The following is an 18,741-nucleotide window of genomic DNA, read 5'->3' as shown; positions in this document are numbered from 1 at the left end:
GGATGCTTTCCCGAAGTCGGCGTTACGGCCGACGCTTTACCCATATTGTAACCTCTTCGCGGTTATGAAACAACTGCTTCACCTTGCGGATCTCGAAGTGCTTCTTGTATTCCTGCAGCAGGTCCTGGATCGTGTGCATCGGCTTGCGGTACATGAGCTTCAGCGTTATGATCCCGGACGCTCCGGCCGATAGCGCCGGAGCCAGCTCCGAGACGATCCGGCACGTGTGATGCGGGTCCCAGCTCATGTCGCAGACGAGCAAGTCGAAGGAGCCCGGCGCGAAGCTCACCTCGGCGGCGTTCTTGCGAATATGCCGAAGGTGCGGATTCAGCAGAAGCGATTCGTCCATCTCGGCCGGATCGACGGCCGTGACCTTCACTCCCCTGTCGAGCAGCACCGATGTCCAGCCCCCCGGGGCAGCTCCTAGATCCAGCGCGTTCACGAAGCTCTTCAGCGGCAGATTGAACGCTTTCTCCGCTTCCAGCAGCTTAAACGCCGCGCGGGAGATGAGTCCCTCCTCGCGACGAAACCGCACGGCTCCGCCCGGCCAGTCCGACAGATTGTCTTCGGGACGGGACAGTCCCATGAACAAGGATTTCTTGGCGGCGTAAACCGACAGGATCCACTTCGTGTCCCGGGCCGCCACTTCGGCGCCGAGCTCGCGCAGCGTCGGCGCCACCGCGTCCCTGCCCTCCGCGCTCGAGAACGGGAACGGGCTGTCCTGGGACTTGCGAACCTGAACCGCGACCGTCGTTCCCTTTAGCTTGTCCGCATGGGCAGAAGCGAAACGAACGAGCGCGGCTGCCGTCTCCTCCGGAGAACCGGTGAGCTCGGTCTCCTGATCGACCGGGAATACATGCCGCAGGAAGATCGGCTCCTTCTTCTTCAGGAGTTCGATCCACTCGCTTCCCGGCAGCGGACCGGACGACACCTTGAACGTCTCACCCGGAGCAAGTCCCGATTGTTGGATCCCGGAGAAGCTGCGTCTCAGCTCCTCCATGGCGAACGGGGCGAACCCCGGGTTCGCCGTTGCGATAAAATCAGCCATTCTTCTATTATCCCTTCTCGACCCGGATCCAAGGCCGCTCCTGATGCCATTGGACCTGGATGTTCACATCGTACGCCGAGCGCAGCCGCTCCGGCGTCAATACTTCCTTCTTCGCGCCGGCGGCGACGATCTGTCCATCCGCCATAAGCGCCACATGCGTAAACAAAGGAACGATCTCCTCGATATGGTGCGTTACGTACAGCATGGACATTTTCCTCGAGGTCAAATCCTCAAGCGCCGCCAAGAACTTCTCCCGTTCGAACAGATCCAGCCCCGCGCACGGCTCATCGAGAATGAGCAGCTTCGGATCGGCCATCATCGTCCGGGCGAGCAGCACCTTCTTCCGTTCCCCTTGGGACAGCGTGCCGAACGGCTGATGAGCCATGTGGGCGAAGCCGATTCTCTCCAGCTCATGGAACGCCTTGTCGCGCGCCTCCTGCGGCACTTCCTCGTAGATCCTCAGATAAGCGTTCAAGCCGCCGACCACGATCTCCCAGACGGGATCCCTCAGCGTGAATTTCTCGATCAGGGAAGCCCCTATGTAACCGATCTCCTTGCGGACTTCGCGCAGATCGACGGTGCCGTAGCGATACCCCAGCACATCGACCGTCCCCGTCGTCGGGAACAGATACCCGTTAATCATCTCCAGCATCGTCGTCTTGCCGCAGCCGTTCCGGCCCAGCAGAACCCAATGCTCGCCTTCCTGCACGTTCAGATCGACGCCGCGGAGAATCTCTCTGGCACCGCGCTTTAATGTCAAGTGATTCAGATGAATGACGCTCATGCGCTTCTCTCCCCTCTGTCGGCCTCCGGTCGGTCGGGATTTCTCGTCCCGTCATCAAGCGAAGGGGCGAAGCTCTGCTATCCTATCCTTGCTTGCTTCCTGCCCGTTCCGACCTGCTATCCTTCTTGAGACTTGCGTATCGTGTCCGACAGCTCGACGACGGAGCCGAACCGGTAGACGTTCCTCCACTCGCCGGACTTGTCCAGGATGGACAAACAGGGAACGCTTTCGATCTTGAGCTGCTCCGCCAGTCCCGGCATTACGTTCAGATTGGCAGCTTGAATGTCAAGCTCGGGCATCATCGCTTCGATGACTCCGAGCATTCGGCGGGCGAGAGCGCAGGTGCCGCAAAGAGGGGTATGGACGTAGAGCAAGCTCCCCTCCGGAAGCTCCGCAAGCTCCCGCTTCCAGCTGCCGTCTTCCCATTCTCTCATGGCTAGACTCCTTCGGCTTGGGCGGCGGCCGCCACTTCGTTCAGACGATCGATCGACATCGGACCGTCATGAATCAGCACCCCGGACGGATTCGCTTCCCGCAGCGCTTTGGTCATCTGGGCCCTGCCCATCATGCTGGAAGAATGGACGAACACTTCGCGAGGATAGAACGCACCCGCGATGATTCCATGAACGACAAACAGCCCGTTCGGTTCGCCGATCCCGAGCTCGAAGTCGAGCGACAGGATGTTCACGTCTTCCGTGCTCATGAGAAGCAAGCATTCCTCCGCGTTCCTGGCGAGCACGAATCCGGCCGGACAACGGCGCATATCATCCAGAAATACGTTGATCATTCGCTCTACACCTCCGAATGGCTTAACTGCTTGACCCGCTCCATCTCGGCCGCGTGCGTGCCGTCCGGCCCTGCGGGCGTCTCCAGGAGCAGGGGAATTCCGTTCAGCTCATCCGAAGCCAGAAGCTCGCGGAATCGCGCTTCGCCGATGTGTCCTTCTCCGACCCGGGCATGGCGGTCGCGGCGGCTTCCGGAAGGATAGCGCGAATCGTTCAGGTGAACGGCCGCCAGCGAATTCCAGAAGCCCAGCTCATGCCCTCGATCGCGCAAGCGTTCCCAATTCGTTCCATCCCATTGCCCGCTCGCGAACCAATGGCACGTATCGAGGCAGAAGGCGATCCCCTCGGGCCTGTCGCATAACGATCGCACCGTAACGAGCTCTTCCAGAGTCGTCCCCATCGGCCCGTGGTCCCCCGCTTGATTCTCCAGCAGGATCAGGGCTTTGCCTTGCCAACGGGATAGCACGCTATTCATATATTGTATAACATTTCGGTAGCCCTGTAACGGGTCGGAAGCGCGAGAAACGCCGTAATGGACGACAACGCCCAAAGAACCGCAGGCTTCCGCGATATCGAGGTCGTTCAGCGTGCAGGCCGCCATCTGCTCCGCCGTCTCGCCTTCGGCGGCCGGATTCACCGGATAGGGCCCGTGCGCTACCGATACGACTCCGTTCTCGCGGCACCAAACGGCGCAGCGCTGCGCTTCCGCGCGATCGAACGATTTGAGCTGAAGGCTTCGGGGATTCTTGGGAAAATATTGAAACGCGTTCCCACCAAGCTTAACCGCGGTCCTAGCCGTCTCCTTGTACCCTCTTCTCGTGCTCAAATGGCATCCGATCCTCATCGATCAGGCTTCCTTCTGGCAATTCGGACAGTAATATTGCTTCCGCGAGCTTACCGTCTCCAGAGCGATCGTGCCGCCGCAACGAGGGCAGTCGGCTCCTTCCCGTTCGAATACTTTGAACCGGCCGCGGAAGCCGCCTACGACCGGGCTGTCGGCCGAGAAAGGATGCTCCGCCGTGCCGCCGTTCTCGGCAGCTTCTTCCAGCACCTTGCGCATCGAATCGTAAAGCTTGCGCTTCTGCTCTTCGCTCAGACTGGCATTAAGGAGGCCCGGATGCAGTTCCGCTTCGAACAGGATCTCATCCGCATAGCCGCTGCCGATGCCGGAGAGGAACTTCGGATCGGTAAGCGCCGTCTTCAGCTTGCCGCGCTTGCCGCCCAGCAGCTTCGCGAAGCTGTCCGCGGTCAGCCGCGGATCGAACGGATCCGGTCCGAGCGGGCGAATCAGCTCGATCAGCTTCTTCGCGGTAAGGCGATGCACGTAACCGTAGCGCAAGCCGCCAAAGAAGATCCGGTTGCCGTCTTCAAGCGTGAGAATGATGGCGTAATCGTCATCCTTCGTCTCTCCCTCGGCTCCGTAATAGATCCAATCGCCTGCCATCAGCTGGACGAGCAGGCGGTTGCCGTCATCCAGATGGAAGATGAGGTGCTTGCCCCTGCGTTCCACGAAGAGGATCTTATGTCCGGCGAGCCCGTCATGGAACTCTTCCGCCGTTTCGTTGATCGACTTGATCCGATGGACGGTTGTATCCACGATCGTCAAGCCGCAGACGAGCGGCGAGAGCAATCGCCGGTAAGTTTCGATCTCTGGCCAATCCGACATGTCGTTGTCATCCCTTCGTCAATTCGGTGTCTGTATGATGGAACGAATATAGTCCAATAATTCATGGGGTCCGGGCAGAACGGCTGCAGGCATCGCGCCGGCCGCCTCGCATCGCTCCCGCCAATCGTCCTCCGTGCACACGCCGGTGAGCACCAGCAGCGACTTGCAGCCCGCCGCTTCGCCCGCCGCGATGTCCGTCAGGGGATTGTCTCCGATAACCCACGCTTCCTCCGCGGCGACGCCCGCCTTCTCCAACGCATAGTGCGTCAGAATCGTCGAAGGCTTGCCGATGAGGATCGGCTTCTTCGAGGTAGCCGCTTGCAGCATCGCGGAGATGCTTCCCGCTCCGGGCAGAATTCCGTCCGCCACCGGTAGCTGAAGATCGGGATTCGTCAGGATATACTTGGCTCCGCCAAGAAGATATCGTACGGCTGCCGTCAGCTTATCGAAGGTTAAAGAACGGTCGATTCCTTGCACGACAAGACCGACATCCGCCTCTCCTTCTGCCGCCAGACGAAAACCCGATTCCGTCAATGCGTGGCGAAGGCCATGTTCGCCGATCACGTAGACCGAACGTCCCGCGAAGCGCTCCTTCGCGTAATGGGCCGCCGCCGCCGCCGAGGTAACGACTCTCGCTTCCTCCGCGTGAATGCCCATTCTATGCAGATGCTCCGCCACTTGTGCCGGAGTACGCGTGGAATTGTTCGTCAGATACCAGCAGGGGACGCCAAGCGCCTCCAGTTCGGAGATCAGCCTATCGGCTCCCGGAATCGGATCGTCTCCCCGATATAGCGTTCCGTCCAGATCGAACATCAATGCTCTTGGCTTCGTCATCCGAGGCGGATGGGGAATCGTTTGTTTGGACATGTGCTCCACTCGCCTTCTGCGTTGCCGATTTAAGGCCATTTGTTGCGCCGCTGTCTCCCACAATACCGAAATCCCAAGGGGAAGGCAAGCATTTAAGGGCATTAATTCCTATAACGTTCGCGACTTGCGCCGCAGCCGCTCCAGACGATGCAAGAGCGCTTCCCGCTCTTCCCGGCGCTTCGGGCTCTCTCTGCCGGAGCCGGGAAGCCGCTGGATAAGCTCCAGCGCCCGCTCGGCGTATTCGAGAGCAAGCCGATAATCGCGGCATCGGTGCTCGTAATGCATCGCCAGCTCGACGTGAGCGGCGACGGCGGGGAACGCGGCCGTTTCGGCTTTGCGAGCCGCCCGCACCCAGAGCTCGACCGCCTGCTCGTATCGGCCTTGCTTCTTGAACCGGTCGGCCGCCGGCAGCAGCCATCGCTCCGCCGAAGCGTCGGATCGGCCGATCAGCTCGGCGAACAGCCGCTCGGCCTTCCCTTGCTCCCCATGAAGCTCAAGCCATGCCGCCGTGCGATAAAGCTCCTCCGCCGCTTCGGGAAGAGCCGTCTCATCTTCGGGATCGGAAGCCAGCAGAGCCCCGAAGTGCGTCGACAGCGTCACGAGCGTCAGCACGTCAAGCTCGTTGTGAAGGTAGACGCCTTCCAGATGCGAAGCGTCTCCGTCGTTCAGGTAACGCATATACAGCTCCGGAGCCAGCGATCCCGGCACGTCCTCATGCCTCCGGATGCCGAGGCGATCGCCTTCGATTCGGCTGAGCCGGCAGGACTCCAGCGTATTCCGCCACAGCGCCCGCGACGGATGAAGGAAGTCGAGATGGAACGGCTCGGCCCCGCTCGGCCTCCAGCCGTTCAGGATGAACCGGTTGACCAGGACGGGCCAGTCGAACGTACGCCCGTTAAACGTAACGAGGTGGGTTCTCCCGCCCATTCGGCCGAGCAGATAATGAAGCATGGCTTTCTCTTCGCCGGGGTGCCGGATCAGGGTCTGTTCGACGAAGAGGGAGCCTCGCTCTTCCTCGTAGCAGGCGAACCCGATCATGAACGGCACGTTGCCGGCGCCGACGCCAAGACCCGTGGTTTCCGTATCCAGGAACAGCAGCCTGCGGGCTCCCGTTGCGCTAGGATTCTCGCTTTCTTCGGCCGTCTCCGGTCGAGGCAGCCTGTACAAATCCTTGGCGCTCGGCTTCTTCTTGCTCAGCGCTGCGGCCTTCTCCGCGGCGCCGGCTCCGAGCCTCGCCTTATTCTGCCTTCTCGCTATCGGCTCCAAGTAAGGCGCGTAGTGAAGCAGCTCCCCTAGCGCATAATGGCCGTGCCGATGGTCCAGCGGGTATTCGATCCGGCGCAGGAGGAATTCCCCGTATGCATTCCGTTGTTCGGATATCCCCAGCTTCAAGAATGCGGGATGCAGGGAATTGTCCACCCGAATGGATCGAGTGGATCGACCGATTGCAGCGGGCGGTTCGGATGGAGCCGATGGCGCTGGCAGCCCCGAGCTTGGACGGGTCGATTCCTGAGCCTCCCGTTCTTCCGCTGCCGGATCCTTAGCCTGGCCCGCCGAAGGCTGCCCGCTCCCTCCCGCCTCCCCATTGCTTGGAGGCGCCGAAGTTTCCGTCCTTCCGCTCGTCCCCTTCAGCCGGTTCAGCTTATCCCGAATGCTGCTCACTCGCTTCTCCTCCCTCCGTTATCCCGCTTCTTTCACATGGACGACAGGAGCTGGATGCTTTTGCTCTTCGCATCCAAGCTCTCGAATTCGTTGCCGATGCAAGACGGACAACCGTCCTTGCAAGGGCATCGGCGAATCAGGTTCGCCGCCGCTTCCTTCACTTCGTCGAACCGCTTGTACACGTCCTCCGCCAAGCCGATTCCGCCCGGATAATGGTCGTGTATAAAGACGGTCGGCAGTCCGGTATGGGCCGCTTTGATCTGCGGGGTCACATGCACGTCGCTGCGGTCGCACATGACCATGACGGGAACGATGTGCTGCAGGACGTTCGCGATCCCGAGAAGGAGTTGTTCCAACGCCTTCGTTCCGAGTTCCGGATCGACCTCCTTCAGCTCCAGCCAGGCGGCGCTCGTATGCAGCTCCTCTTCCGGCAGATGAATCGGCCCCGAGCCGATGTTCTCGAACGTGGTCATCTTGATCTTCTTGAAGATCGTCGGAATCATGTTGACCGAGACCTCGCCGAAGTGAACGGCCGCATGGCCGCGATCCCGGGTCCGGTCGATCTCGAGCACCTTCAGGTTCACCGCCAGGTTCGCGTCGGTGTAATATTCGACGTCGACCTCGCGCACGTACGCTTTCTTGTTCTCCCAATCCAGCTTCTCGACCTGGTACTGCACGCCCTGATGCAAGTAGATCGCTTCGTCGTGCAAGAGCGTCATCGCGCTGAACCGGTCCATCTCCCCGATGATCTTGACGGCGGCGACGTTCGATTGGTCGACGATGACGACGTTCTCCTGCGAAGCCGAACGGAGACTGATCTCGCTGGCCGGGAACGACTGGGCGGCCCAATAGAACGTATCTCCGTTGCGATGCAGCACTCTCTCTTCCTGCAGGTATTCCAGAATGTCCGTCACGTCGAGCGGACCGAACTCTTCATCAACCTTGAAAGGAAGTTCGTAGGAGGCGCATCTTAAGTGGTCGACCAGAATGATCAGGTTCTCCGGGTTGATTCGCGCCTGCTCCGGCGACCGTTCGAAGAAATAATCGGGGTTCTGGACGATATATTGATCGATCGGCGTGGAGCTCGCCACCATGACGATCAGAGCTTCTCCATGCCTCCGGCCGGCCCGGCCCGCTTGCTGCCACGTGCTGGCGATGCTTCCCGGATATCCGGTCATCACGCACACCTGCAATTGGCCGATGTCTACGCCGAGCTCCAGCGCGTTCGTGCTGACGACGCCAAGAATATCGCCGTCCCTCAGCCCCTTCTCGATCTCTCTGCGCTGCTTGGGCAGATAGCCTCCGCGATAGCCGCGAATGGACTTCGGACCAAGCTCGTTCTTCACCAGCTCTTGAATATGGCTGAGAATAATCTCGACCCGAACCCGGCTTCGGGCAAAAACGATCGTCTGGATCTTGTTCTTGAGGAACTGCTTGGCCAACTGGTTGACTTCGACCGTCGAGCTCTTGCGGATGTTCAACGGAACGTTGACGATCGGCGGGTTATAGAAGACGAAGTGCTTCCGCCCGCGCGGCGCGCCGTTATCGTCGACGAGACGCATCGGGCTGCCGGTCAGCTGTTCCGCCAGCTCCTTCGGATTCGCGATCGTCGCGGACGTGCAGATAAAGACGGGGTTGCTGCCGTAGAAGCGGCAAATCCGCTTGAGCCGGCGAATGACGTTGGCGACATGGCTGCCGAATACGCCGCGATAGGTATGCAGCTCGTCGATGACGATATACTTCAAATTCTCGAATAGGCTGACCCACTTCGTATGATGAGGCAGGATGGCGGAATGCAGCATGTCGGGATTGGTGATGACGATATGCCCGGCTTTGCGGACGAGCTGGCGGATCGCCGGCGACGTGTCGCCGTCGTAGGTATAGCTCTTGATGTCGATCCCCATCTCCTGAATGATCTCGTTCAGCTCGCTCATCTGGTCCTGCGCCAGCGCCTTGGTCGGGAACAAGTAAAGCGCCCTGCTCGTGTCGTCCTTGGCGATCGCCTGCAGGACGGGCAGATTGTAGCAAAGCGTCTTGCCGGAGGCGGTCGGCGTTACCGCGACGATATTCTCGCCGCGCGCGGCCATTCGGTAAGCGGACTCCTGGTGGGTGTAAAGCTCCGCGATGCCGCGTCTCTGGAGCGCGGAACGGATTCGCGGATCGACGTCTTCGGGAAAAGGCCGAGTTCGCGCCTCCTGCGGTTCCATCTCGTGCCAATAGGCTATATTCTCATTGGTCCTGAGCTCCGCGATCATCTCAGGCAACGTTTTCTTCGTGATCATGGGCCATGTCTCCTCTTAACATATCTCTCAGTTTAGCGAATATCTGTTCGATTGACTAGCCCGAGAAGCGCCGAGCGGATGGATTTCGTCTGCCGCCGAGCTTTTTCCGATCCGCTCGACAGAACTGTCGATCCCTGCGCTTTCCCGGGAAAAGGTAAAGCCGCGTCTCTCCCCCCGCCGGAGGAGAATTCGCGGCTCGTTCCGTTCGATCATACGTAAGGCGGTTCCCACGCTTTCTTATGCCAGCCCAGCTTCTGTTCGATGACGTTCAGCTGCTCATCCATGCGAACCTCCGCGCGTAACGGCCAATCCCGCTCCCTCCAGAAGCGGAGATCCGTCCAAGTCACCAGATAGCCCCCTTCGGGCTGCCGCTGCCACTTCACGTACGCTCGTTTGGCGAAGCTGAGCAGCGCTTGCACGACCTTAACCGCCATGGAAGCTTTGACGCAATCGTGGGAATGATCGATCCCGGCGGGCAAATCTTCCGACGGTTCGATTCGGCGGCCCTTGATGACGCCCATGTGAAAATCGGTTCCGGTCTGAACGATATAATGCCAGCGGAACCACCTCAGGTCCGGAAGGACATGAACGGCTTGCCATTCCGGGAATCGGCGCTTCACCCTAAAGACGATCCGGTCATGATGAATCACTCGCCATATCGCATACAACGCGGTCGTGCCCCAGGCAAGCGCGAAGAGGATTCCGGGATCGGAGTTCCAGAGAATGCCCGTTAACCAAACGGACGTCGCGCCAAGATGAACGACTAGCAGGAAAGGATCCGTCAAGCACAGCGAATCGAGGTGCATCCACTCGCCTCGGAACGGGAGCAGGCATCGGACCCCGTAGGCGTTCGTCCAATCGAGCAGGACGTGGATGACGACCGAGATAAACGACCATAGCAGGATCGGCGCCAGATGAGTCCATTGCCCCCAGCCCCAAGCCGTCAAGAGCCCCACCGCCATCGGCCATATGGCGAGCGCGGGAAGCGAATGGCTCCAGCCTCGGTGATGCTTGAGGTATTCATCCATGCCGCGAAGCCGGTAGACCATATCGAAGTCCGGCGCGTGCGAGCCGATCATCGTCGCGCAGACGATTGCCCCGGACAACGCCGGGTCCCCTTGAACGGCGGGGCTTAGGTGGGCCAACCCCGCGAGCGACAAGCCAAACAGCAAGTGCGATCCCGTATCCAAACACGGATCCTCCCCTTTCTATACCATACGGCAAGTCAAACGATCGGAGAAAAGAGCTTTACGCGAGGGATAGAAACCGACTGGAACTGCCACCCTATGAGGCGGAACGCGGCAGAAGCGTTCTCCATGGAAACGACAACGATAATCAGGAGGGTTACGAATGAGCAAACCGGACGACCGTTCGAACAACGCGCAGAGAATCCAGAATGCCAAATCGAATACGGTAGGCAACATTCAAGAAACGGAAGACTACCTGGACGAGCACGCAGACGAGATCTCCGGGGAAGAAACTTCTCAGCTGGAGAGGAAAAACGCCCGCCGGCGCCAAGCGGTTCAAGGATTTGAAGAAGAGATTGCCGACGAGACGGAATTTGCCCAAGACGAATCCTGATCTCGGATCGTTCGCAAGGTTATAGACAGGAAGAGAAAGCGGGCCTAGCTGGCCCGCTTTCTCCTTTTCCCGCCCTCGCCCTCCGATGAAGCGGAAGGCGAAGCGATCCGGAAATGACAGGCTGGCGCGCGATACCGGCACGACTTACTTCTATGCTCGATTCGCTCGTTCCATCCATCGATTTTCGGAACGGTTTATGAGATTAACTTTTATCCACGTTAAAATATTGCGCTTCCGGATGGGCGAACACCATTGCGGATACGGAGGCTTCCGGCTCCATCATGAAGCCTTCCGTCAACTGAACCCCGATATCCTCCGGCTTCATCAGTTCGAACAGAGGCCCTTGGTCCTCCAGGTCCGGACATGCGGGATAGCCGAACGATACGCGAATGCCCTGGTAGCGGGCGCCGAAGCGCTGCTTCATCGTCATCTCCGCCGGATCCGGGAAGCCCCAGTTGTCGCGCATGATCTGATGAACCCGTTCCGACATGCCTTCCGCAACCTCGAGCGCGGTCGAGAGAAGCGCGTGGGAGCGCAGATAGTCCCCGCTCTCCTTCCACTTGTCGGCTTGCTCTCTTGCGCCTTGACCGGCCGTTACGACAAGGAAGCCGACCGTATCCATGATGCCGCTCTCCACGGACTTCAGGAAGTCCGCCAGACAGAGGAACGGTTCAACCGACTGGCGCGGGAACGAGAAGCGCTTAAGCACTTTGCCCGTGTCCTGCGGGTCGTAGATCAAGATATCGTTGCCGTCCGATTGCGCCGGGAAGAAGCGGTACATCGCTTGGGGCTTCAGCCAGCCCGTATGCTGCGCTTCCGTCATGATAGCTTCTACCGTCTCCTTGAGATGAACGGTCTTCTCGTCCCCTGCGGCAAGCAGTTCTTCGACCTTGCCCTTGACGCCGAGATGGTGTCCGAGCAGCATCTGCATGTTCACGTACGGCATGACGTGCGCCAGCGGATAGTCGCGAAGCACATGCCGGTCGTAATCCGGCGGAAGGAATACCGGCGCATCCTGCGAGATGTTGGAGCGGCGGGCTCTCGTCAATGTCGGGAGCTCCTTCTTCTGCTCCCCTTCCAAGGTCAGCGTAGCCAGCGCGGCCTTATGCTCCTGCTCGATAATCGCCCGCTGTTCCGGATTGCTCAGCTTGTTCGCGATATCGAGACCATCCATCGCGTCCTTCGCGTACAGTACGACGCCGTCGTATTCCGGAGCGATCCGCGTCTTCGTGAATTTGCGCGTAAGGGCGGCACCGCCGACGAGAATCGGCGCGTCGATGCCCGCGCTCTTCAAGTCCTGCGCGGTGAGCACCATCTGCTGCGCCGACTTCACGAGCAGTCCCGAGAGCCCGATCGCATCCGGCTTCTCTTCGCGGTATGCCTCGATCAATTGATCCGGCGGGACCTTGATCCCGAGGTTGACGATCTTGTAGCCGTTGTTCGAGAGAATGATCTCGACCAGGTTCTTCCCGATGTCATGCACGTCGCCCTTGACCGTGGCGAGCATGATCTTGCCTTTGACGGCGGAATCGGCTTTCTCCATGTGCGGCTCCAGATGGGCGACGGACGCCTTCATCACTTCCGCGCTCTGAAGGACTTCCGCGACGATAAGCTCGTTGTTGTTGAACAAGCGTCCGACTTCGCTCATGCCGTCCATGAGCGGGCCGTTGATAATGTCGAGCGGAGCATACTTGGTCAGCGCCTCGTCCAAATCCGGAATGAGGCCGTCCTTGCTTCCTTCCACCACGTAATTCGCCAAGCGCTGCTCGAGGGTCAGGTTCTCCGCCTTGACCTTCTTCTCCACCTTCTTGTCGCGGAAAGCGGCGACGAAGGCGGCCAGCGTCTCGTCATTCGTGTTGTAGAGCAGCTCCTCCGCCAGCTTCTTCTCGTGTTCGGGAATGGAAGCGTAGCGTTCCAGCTTCTCCGTGTTCACGATGGCATAATCGAGCCCGGCCTTCGTACACTCATACAGGAAGACGGAGTTCAGCACCTCGCGGCCGGCTGGAGGCAAGCCGAAGGAGATGTTGCTGACGCCCAGAATCTGCTGGCACTTCGGCAGCGCCTGCTTGATGAGGCGGATGCCTTCGATCGTTTCCTTCGCGGAACCGATGTATTGCTCGTCTCCTGTACCGACCGGGAACACAAGCGCGTCGAAAATAAGGTCTTCCGACTTAAGGCCGTACTTATTGACGAGGAGATCGTGCGAGCGGATGGCAACCTCCAGCTTATCCTCGCGGGTGATGGCTTGCCCGCGCTCGTCGATCGTACCGACGACGACCGCGCCGCCGTAGCGATGAAGGATCGGAACAACCTTCTCGAACTTCTCTTCGCCATCCTCCAAGTTAATGGAGTTGATGATCGACTTGCCTTGGATATACTTAAGGGCCAATTCGATAACCGCGGGATCGGTCGTGTCGATCATCAGAGGCGCTTTTACCTTCTTCGTGACGAATTCCAGGAACTGCTTCATGTCTTCCGTCTCGTCCCGGTCGGGGTCCTGTACGCAGACGTCGATGACATGCGCGCCCGTCTTCACTTGAGCACGCGCAATCTCCGACGCTTCCTCGTATTTGCCTTCGGCAATCAACCGCTTGAACTTGCGGGAACCGAGAACGTTCGTCCTCTCGCCGACCATATAAGGACGGCCGTCGTTCTCGATGTAGACGGTATCGATGCCGGTAACGGCCGGCGGGTGTTCGCCTTCTCTCTTGCGAGGGGCAACTTCCTTCATGGCATCGGCCATCGCCTTGATATGCGCCGGAGTCGTCCCGCAGCAGCCGCCGGCGATGTTGATCCAGCCCTGCTCCGCGAACGCCTTCAGCTTCTTGGCTAGCGACTCCGGCGATTCATGGTAATGCCCATTCTCGTCCGGAAGGCCGGCATTCGGATAACAGCTGACCGCAACGTTCGCGATGCCGGACAAGGTACGAATATGGTCCCGCATGAATTCGGGGCCCGTCGCGCAATTCAGCCCCACCGAGATCGGCTTCAGATGCTCGAGCGAGATGTAGAAGGACTCGATGTTCTGGCCGGCCAGCGTCGTTCCCATCGGTTCGATGGTGCCGCTGATCATGACCGGAAGCTCGACGCCAAGGGTGTCGAACGCCCGGCGAACGCCGATTCCCGCCGCCTTGACGTTCAGCGTATCCTGGCAAGTCTCGACCAGAATCGCGTCGACGCCGCCTTCGATCAGGGCAAGAGCTTGCTCCTCGTAATCCAGGATCAGCTGCTCGAAGGTGATGCCGCCCGTTACCGACAGCGTCTTGGTCGTCGGCCCGATCGCTCCGGCCACGTAACGAGGTTTATCCGGCGTCGAGTACTTGTCGCAGGCTTCTCTCGCCAGCTTGGCTGCCGCCAGATTGATCTCGCGGGCTTTCTCGGGAATGTCGTATTCCGCCAGAACGACCGCCGTCGCGCCGAAGGTATTGGTCTCTATGATATCGGAACCCGCTTCCAAATAAGCGGAATGAATGCCTTGTATCACGTCCGGGCGAGTAAGCACCAGCATCTCGTTGCAGCCTTCGAGCTCTTCCCCGCCGAAATCCTCTGCTGTCAGATTGGCTTGTTGAATCATCGTGCCCATCGCGCCATCCAGGAACAGAATGCGCTTCTCGAGCTCCCCTTGCAAAGACGGTTTCGTTTGCGTTAAAGTCATTTTAGAAGCCCTCATCCTTCGTCTGCGAAATCGTTAACCTTTATACTACCAGAATCGATCATTTCCGAAAAGGTATACCTGAAGGACCGTCGACATCAGGCGTTAATTGGGCTATAATAATCTCATTAATCCATATTGGGAAAGAAGGAATAATCCATGGCTCAAATTCGCGTGCGCAACACCGGTGAGCTGATTTCCGGAGAAGAGAACGTCCGTTCGTTCCTCGAACAATTCGAAGTTCTGTACGAACATTGGGATACGAGCAAGCTTCCTGCACATCTGGCGAACAACTTCACTCCTACCGACGCGGAGAAGCAAGAGCTCCTCGACATCTACAACGCCGAGATCACGGATCTCGCCGGACGTCGCGGATACAAGACGTGGGACGTCATCGCTCTCTCCGACGCCACTCCGAATATCGAAGAGCTGCTGAAGAAGTTCGAGAATATCCATACGCACACGGAAGACGAAGTCCGCGCGATCGCCGCCGGCGAAGGCATCTTCATCATCAAGGGCAATGACGATGTCGGCTATTTCGACGTCATTCTCTCCCCTGGCGATGTCATCTCCGTTCCGGAAGGCAACCCGCACTTCTTCACGCTGACGGATCTCCGCAAGGTCGTAGCCGTACGCTTGTTCATCGAGACCGAAGGCTGGATCGCTCATCCGTTCGCCGATCCTTCGTTCGCCAAGTAAAAGGACATCGAGAAAACCCCGGCAGGAACGTCGTTCCTGAACCGGGGTTTTCTCGATGCTTATAGCGATTTAAGGAGAGGAATGAGTTCCTGCAGATCGGAGATCTCATATCGAGGCACGATCTCGTCCGACCGAACCGCGCCATGCCGGTTGATCCAGACAGATATGATGCCGGCGCCGTTCGCCCCCTTGATGTCCGTCGTCAGCTTGTCGCCAACCATGACGGCTTCCTCGGCCGCGATGCCGAGGCGATCGAGCGCGTGAGCGAAAAGGCGAGGCGACGGTTTGCCTTCGCCGAAATCGCCGGAGATGACAATCTCATCGAAGTAAGGAATCAAGGTCGGAACCCCGTTCAGCTTCTCTTGCTGCAGATCCGGAGAACCGTTCGTCAAGAGCAGCAGCCGATACGAGCCGCTGAGCTCGTCCAATACGGAGAACGTCTCGTTGTAGACGTAAGGCAGCTTTCTTCTCTGGGCCGGGAACCATTCGGCCAGCTTATGGCCAAGCTCGGGATCGTCCACGCCAAGGGCCGCCAGACCTCTAGTCCAGGCATTGCGGCGATATTCCGGCACGATCGCTTCCATCTTCCGGAACATCGGATGCTCGCCCTTGGTGAAGTTGCCCCACAGCCCTTCGAACGGGTTGATTCCGATCATCTGGGTGAAGGCGAAGGTCTCGTAGTTCTCATAGAGCGCTCTTGCTTCCTTGCGTACGGCTTCTTCCAGAGCCTCTTCATTCACGCCGGCCGCTTCCGCAGCCAGCCTGCAAGTGTCGCGGAAAGCTTCCTTTACGCTGCGGTCGTCCCACAGCAAAGTATCGTCCAGGTCAAAAAGTACCGCCTTGATCGTCATTCCGTGTTCCCCTTCTCTATGCGCGTTTCTTTATTTGTCTTTCTTTTCCCACTCGATGTGGTTTGCGGTCGCGAACGCGTGAAGCCGCTCGCCCATCGCTTGAATCGGATAAAGATTCATGAGCTTCGAGAATACCCAATTCGTGCCCTTAACCGTCTCGATGGTCACATAGCCGGGCTGCACGGTAATCTTGCGGATCTCCGTAGGCTTCAGACGCTTGTATCCGGAGAAACGGCGAGTCTCCAGCGAATCCTTGTAGATCGACAGGAACGGACGGCGCAGATAATAGAAGATCGCCAGAAGGAAGTAACAGCCTACCGTACCCCAGAACAATCCTTGGCTCTGTTGGAAGTCGGAAGACCACGGTTGGGAAACGATGATGAAGAACGCCATCAGCAAGACAAGCAGGATCGGCACGACATAGCTGCGTCCTTTGAACCGATCCACTTGCTGGGCGGGGGCTGAGATCCGGTCCTTGCCGTCTTTCTTGCGGCGTGCATTGATATTTTTCGAATTGCGCTCTACCTTACGCTCCCAGGAACGCGACATGTATGGGGGCCTCCTCTAATCCATTCAATTGTCAAGTTAGTGCGTGAGCCCTTGGCTCGGCGGTTCATCGACGATCTCGATATTGTCAAGCTGTTGACGGAATGCCTTGCGGAACCGATCGAGGTATTTCTTCCGAAGGTCAGCGCGTTCGGCAAGCTCTTGATCGGAGAGCCCTACGGTTTTATGTTTATGGGCGAGCTCATTGATTCTCTCTATCAGTTTATCCATTGCTGTATTCACACCCCTTCCGGTCCAAATCCTCTTCCTACTTTGACATTAACCTCTGGGCGTTGTCAAGAAGCCTTCCAACCGCATTCGCCTATGCTTGTAGATGCCATTGCTTTATACGTCCGACCTTTCATTTGGATTCAAAGGAAAACAAAACTGACTCCCTTCTATAGAAAGAAGGAAGTCAGTTCCGAGAAAAGCTCCGTCCGTGAAGTCAGCTGTTCGTGACCTCGACCGGAACGATGAGACTCGTGCCGACGTCGAGGCTGGAGGACGTCAGGCTGTTGCGCTCCATGATCCGATGCACGGCTTGCCGGGTGTCCATTCCGCTTCTCTTCACCTCGGCAGCAATCGACCACAGCGTATCGCCGCTATCCGCGATAACGACGGCCTCTTCCGCAGCCGGCACAGCGGGCGTCGACTCATCCGCGAACGATCTCATAAAGGAAAACCCCGTAAACAGCAGCAGGAACGCCGCTACGAAGAATAACGTTCTTGCCAGCTTCCATCCCGCCGCCGATCTCGATCCGCCTTCGGATCTCGTTACGTATTCTGCCCCGGATCTTGGCGTGATCGAATGGCTTCTATGTAAACGATCGGACGACACCCTCTTCGGCATGTTCGCCTTGCGTTGCGGTTGAGTTCCAGAACCTAATTCCCATACATGTACCATGAGCTCCCACTCCCCAAACGTTTGTTCTGGTATGATCATAACACGAACATACGTTTGAATCAACCATAATTTAGAACATTTGTTCCCCGAGAACGAATGTTTGTGCGAACTCCGGTTCTGTGTTATAATTTGTCATCATGTACTTATCCTATGGGAGGTCTGCGGCGTGTCGAAGATGTCCAATCGCCAGACTGCGATTCTGGAATTCATTAAGAGCGAAGTTCGCGAGAAGGGCTATCCCCCTTCCGTAAGAGAGATCGGAGAAGCCGTTGGACTAGCCTCCAGCTCGACCGTGCACGGTCACCTGGATCGCCTGGAGAAGAAAGGCCTCATCCGCCGAGACCCGACCAAGCCTCGCGCCATCGAGATCCTCGATGAAGAAGACGAGAACTTCGTGCAGTTCAACTACTCGGTTCGCCGGGTTCCTCTCGTGGGCAAAGTAACGGCGGGCGTGCCGATTACCGCCACGGAGAATATCGAGGAGTACTATCCTCTTCCGACTAGCATGGTCGGCGATCAGAACGTGTTCATGCTCTCCGTTCAGGGAGACAGCATGATCGAAGCCGGCATCCACAACGGCGACTTCGTCATCGTCCGGCAGCAGCAAGCCGCCAACAACGGCGATATCGTAGTGGCGATGACGGAAGAAGACGAAGCGACCGTCAAGACCTTCTACAAGGAACGCGACCACATCCGTCTCCAGCCGGAGAACAGCACGATGGAACCGCTGCGCCTCACCAAGGTGAGCATTCTCGGCAAGGTCATCGGCTTGATCCGCAGCATCGGATAATATGGCAAAAGGACCGAACGGATTTCGATCTGTTCGGTCCTTTTTTTTGATGCGTGCCCGCGAGGCCGAGACCGTGTCGTACGGCAACTTCTCGACTCGCTGTTTGCCAATAAAAATTAATCTAACGTTGAAAAGGGCGATTGGCGAAGCGGAAGAGGCGGATATGGCGAAAATGAGAAAGTTCGGGCTGTGCCCCGGCTGTTCGTACAGGTGTTTTGCGAATCGTGCTTCCAGCGGGACGTTAGTCGATTTTCTCGACTATCGGCGCTCCCGATCGAGCTTCCGGCGGGACGTTAGTCGATTTTCTCGACTATCGGCGCTCTCGATCAAGCTACCGGCGGGACGTTAGTCGACTTTTTCGACTATCGGCGCACTCGATTGGATGTAGTCTAGAAAGTAGACACGCTGTAACAGCGACCTGCTACAATAAAATCACTAAAAAGGTCGAGGTGTGTCATGGGCGATATCCGTCAGCATTTTGATGATGAGTTTAAGCGTCAAACGATTAAACACATGCAAGAGAACGGTAAAACACCAGCTGAAGTTTCTAAAGAGCTGGACATTCCCGTAAGCAGCATTCGTGCATGGAGAAAAAAGTTTGCTAATGCCGGAGAAAAATCGCAG

The 18,741-nt window shown here is 58.1% G+C and carries 19 protein-coding genes; 4 read left to right on the top strand and 15 right to left on the bottom strand.

Annotation, left to right across the window (positions count from 1 at the left end; all coding sequences use genetic code 11):
* Positions 1–22: 22 nt before the first annotated feature.
* The 10 genes from ELR57_RS10500 to ELR57_RS10455 all read right to left on the bottom strand — a co-directional run bounded on the left by ELR57_RS10500 (position 23) and on the right by ELR57_RS10455 (position 10,284).
* Positions 23–1,048: a 23S rRNA (cytidine(2498)-2'-O)-methyltransferase RlmM gene (locus tag ELR57_RS10500; RefSeq protein WP_126959024.1), complete on the bottom strand. Its 1,026-nt coding sequence runs from the start codon at positions 1,046–1,048 to the stop codon at positions 23–25.
* A 7-nt stretch (positions 1,049–1,055) separates the two neighbouring features.
* On the bottom strand, positions 1,056–1,832 hold the full coding sequence (locus ELR57_RS10495) for an ABC transporter ATP-binding protein (RefSeq protein ID WP_126959023.1): 777 nt from the start codon (positions 1,830–1,832) through the stop codon (positions 1,056–1,058).
* A gap of 116 nt (positions 1,833–1,948) precedes the next feature.
* Positions 1,949–2,266: a thioredoxin family protein gene (locus ELR57_RS10490; RefSeq protein ID WP_126959022.1), complete on the bottom strand. Its 318-nt coding sequence runs from the start codon at positions 2,264–2,266 to the stop codon at positions 1,949–1,951.
* Positions 2,267–2,268: 2 nt separating this feature from the next.
* A complete protein-coding gene (locus ELR57_RS10485) occupies positions 2,269–2,619 on the bottom strand; it encodes a cyclic-phosphate processing receiver domain-containing protein (protein WP_126959021.1) in 351 nt (116 codons plus the stop codon).
* Positions 2,620–2,624: 5 nt separating this feature from the next.
* Complete coding sequence (locus ELR57_RS10480; RefSeq protein ID WP_126959020.1) at positions 2,625–3,461, bottom strand: deoxyribonuclease IV; 837 nt, start codon at positions 3,459–3,461, stop codon at positions 2,625–2,627.
* 3 nt (positions 3,462–3,464) lie between these two features.
* Positions 3,465–4,283, bottom strand: coding sequence for an Fpg/Nei family DNA glycosylase (locus ELR57_RS10475; protein ID WP_126959019.1), 819 nt, complete (start codon positions 4,281–4,283; stop codon positions 3,465–3,467).
* A gap of 18 nt (positions 4,284–4,301) precedes the next feature.
* Complete coding sequence (locus ELR57_RS10470; RefSeq protein ID WP_158629992.1) at positions 4,302–5,150, bottom strand: HAD-IIA family hydrolase; 849 nt, start codon at positions 5,148–5,150, stop codon at positions 4,302–4,304.
* Positions 5,151–5,258: 108 nt separating this feature from the next.
* Complete coding sequence (locus ELR57_RS10465) at positions 5,259–6,812, bottom strand: ribonuclease H-like domain-containing protein (RefSeq protein ID WP_126959017.1); 1,554 nt, start codon at positions 6,810–6,812, stop codon at positions 5,259–5,261.
* Positions 6,813–6,844: 32 nt separating this feature from the next.
* Positions 6,845–9,091, bottom strand: coding sequence for a DEAD/DEAH box helicase (locus ELR57_RS10460; RefSeq protein ID WP_126959378.1), 2,247 nt, complete (start codon positions 9,089–9,091; stop codon positions 6,845–6,847).
* A gap of 212 nt (positions 9,092–9,303) precedes the next feature.
* Entirely contained in the window at positions 9,304–10,284 is a 981-nt protein-coding gene (locus ELR57_RS10455) for a metal-dependent hydrolase (protein WP_126959016.1), read from the bottom strand.
* A 160-nt stretch (positions 10,285–10,444) separates the two neighbouring features.
* Between ELR57_RS10455 and tlp the strand changes: the two genes are divergently transcribed.
* Entirely contained in the window at positions 10,445–10,675 is a 231-nt protein-coding gene (gene tlp, locus ELR57_RS10450) for a small acid-soluble spore protein Tlp (protein WP_126959015.1), read from the top strand.
* A 202-nt stretch (positions 10,676–10,877) separates the two neighbouring features.
* Here the strand turns inward: tlp and metH are convergent, their stop codons facing one another.
* Positions 10,878–14,330: a methionine synthase gene (gene metH, locus ELR57_RS10445; protein ID WP_126959014.1), complete on the bottom strand. Its 3,453-nt coding sequence runs from the start codon at positions 14,328–14,330 to the stop codon at positions 10,878–10,880.
* A gap of 156 nt (positions 14,331–14,486) precedes the next feature.
* Between metH and ELR57_RS10440 the strand changes: the two genes are divergently transcribed.
* Positions 14,487–15,026: a 1,2-dihydroxy-3-keto-5-methylthiopentene dioxygenase gene (locus ELR57_RS10440; RefSeq protein WP_126959013.1), complete on the top strand. Its 540-nt coding sequence runs from the start codon at positions 14,487–14,489 to the stop codon at positions 15,024–15,026.
* A 59-nt stretch (positions 15,027–15,085) separates the two neighbouring features.
* Here the strand turns inward: ELR57_RS10440 and ELR57_RS10435 are convergent, their stop codons facing one another.
* The 4 genes from ELR57_RS10435 to ELR57_RS10420 form a co-directional block, all read right to left on the bottom strand.
* On the bottom strand, positions 15,086–15,877 hold the full coding sequence (locus ELR57_RS10435) for an HAD family hydrolase (protein WP_126959012.1): 792 nt from the start codon (positions 15,875–15,877) through the stop codon (positions 15,086–15,088).
* A gap of 30 nt (positions 15,878–15,907) precedes the next feature.
* On the bottom strand, positions 15,908–16,426 hold the full coding sequence (locus tag ELR57_RS10430) for a hypothetical protein (RefSeq protein WP_126959011.1): 519 nt from the start codon (positions 16,424–16,426) through the stop codon (positions 15,908–15,910).
* 36 nt (positions 16,427–16,462) lie between these two features.
* A complete protein-coding gene (locus ELR57_RS10425; protein ID WP_126959010.1) occupies positions 16,463–16,654 on the bottom strand; it encodes a DUF896 domain-containing protein in 192 nt (63 codons plus the stop codon).
* Between the two features lie 214 nt (positions 16,655–16,868).
* Positions 16,869–17,327 (bottom strand): LysM peptidoglycan-binding domain-containing protein, encoded by a 459-nt coding sequence (locus ELR57_RS10420; RefSeq protein ID WP_158629991.1) that lies wholly within the window; start codon positions 17,325–17,327, stop codon positions 16,869–16,871.
* Between the two features lie 166 nt (positions 17,328–17,493).
* On the opposite strand from ELR57_RS10420, the gene lexA reads away from it, so the two are divergent.
* On the top strand, positions 17,494–18,117 hold the full coding sequence (lexA, locus tag ELR57_RS10415) for a transcriptional repressor LexA (protein ID WP_126959008.1): 624 nt from the start codon (positions 17,494–17,496) through the stop codon (positions 18,115–18,117).
* Between the two features lie 456 nt (positions 18,118–18,573).
* On the top strand, positions 18,574–18,741 hold a 168-nt coding region (locus ELR57_RS28600; protein ID WP_148125550.1), incomplete at its 3' end, for a transposase.

Origin of the sequence: Cohnella sp. AR92 (assembly GCF_003990975.1) — a bacterium.
GTDB lineage: Bacteria > Bacillota > Bacilli > Paenibacillales > Paenibacillaceae > Cohnella.
The sequence above is the reverse complement of the archived record's forward strand: the minus strand, read 5'-3'. Positions and strand labels throughout refer to the sequence as shown.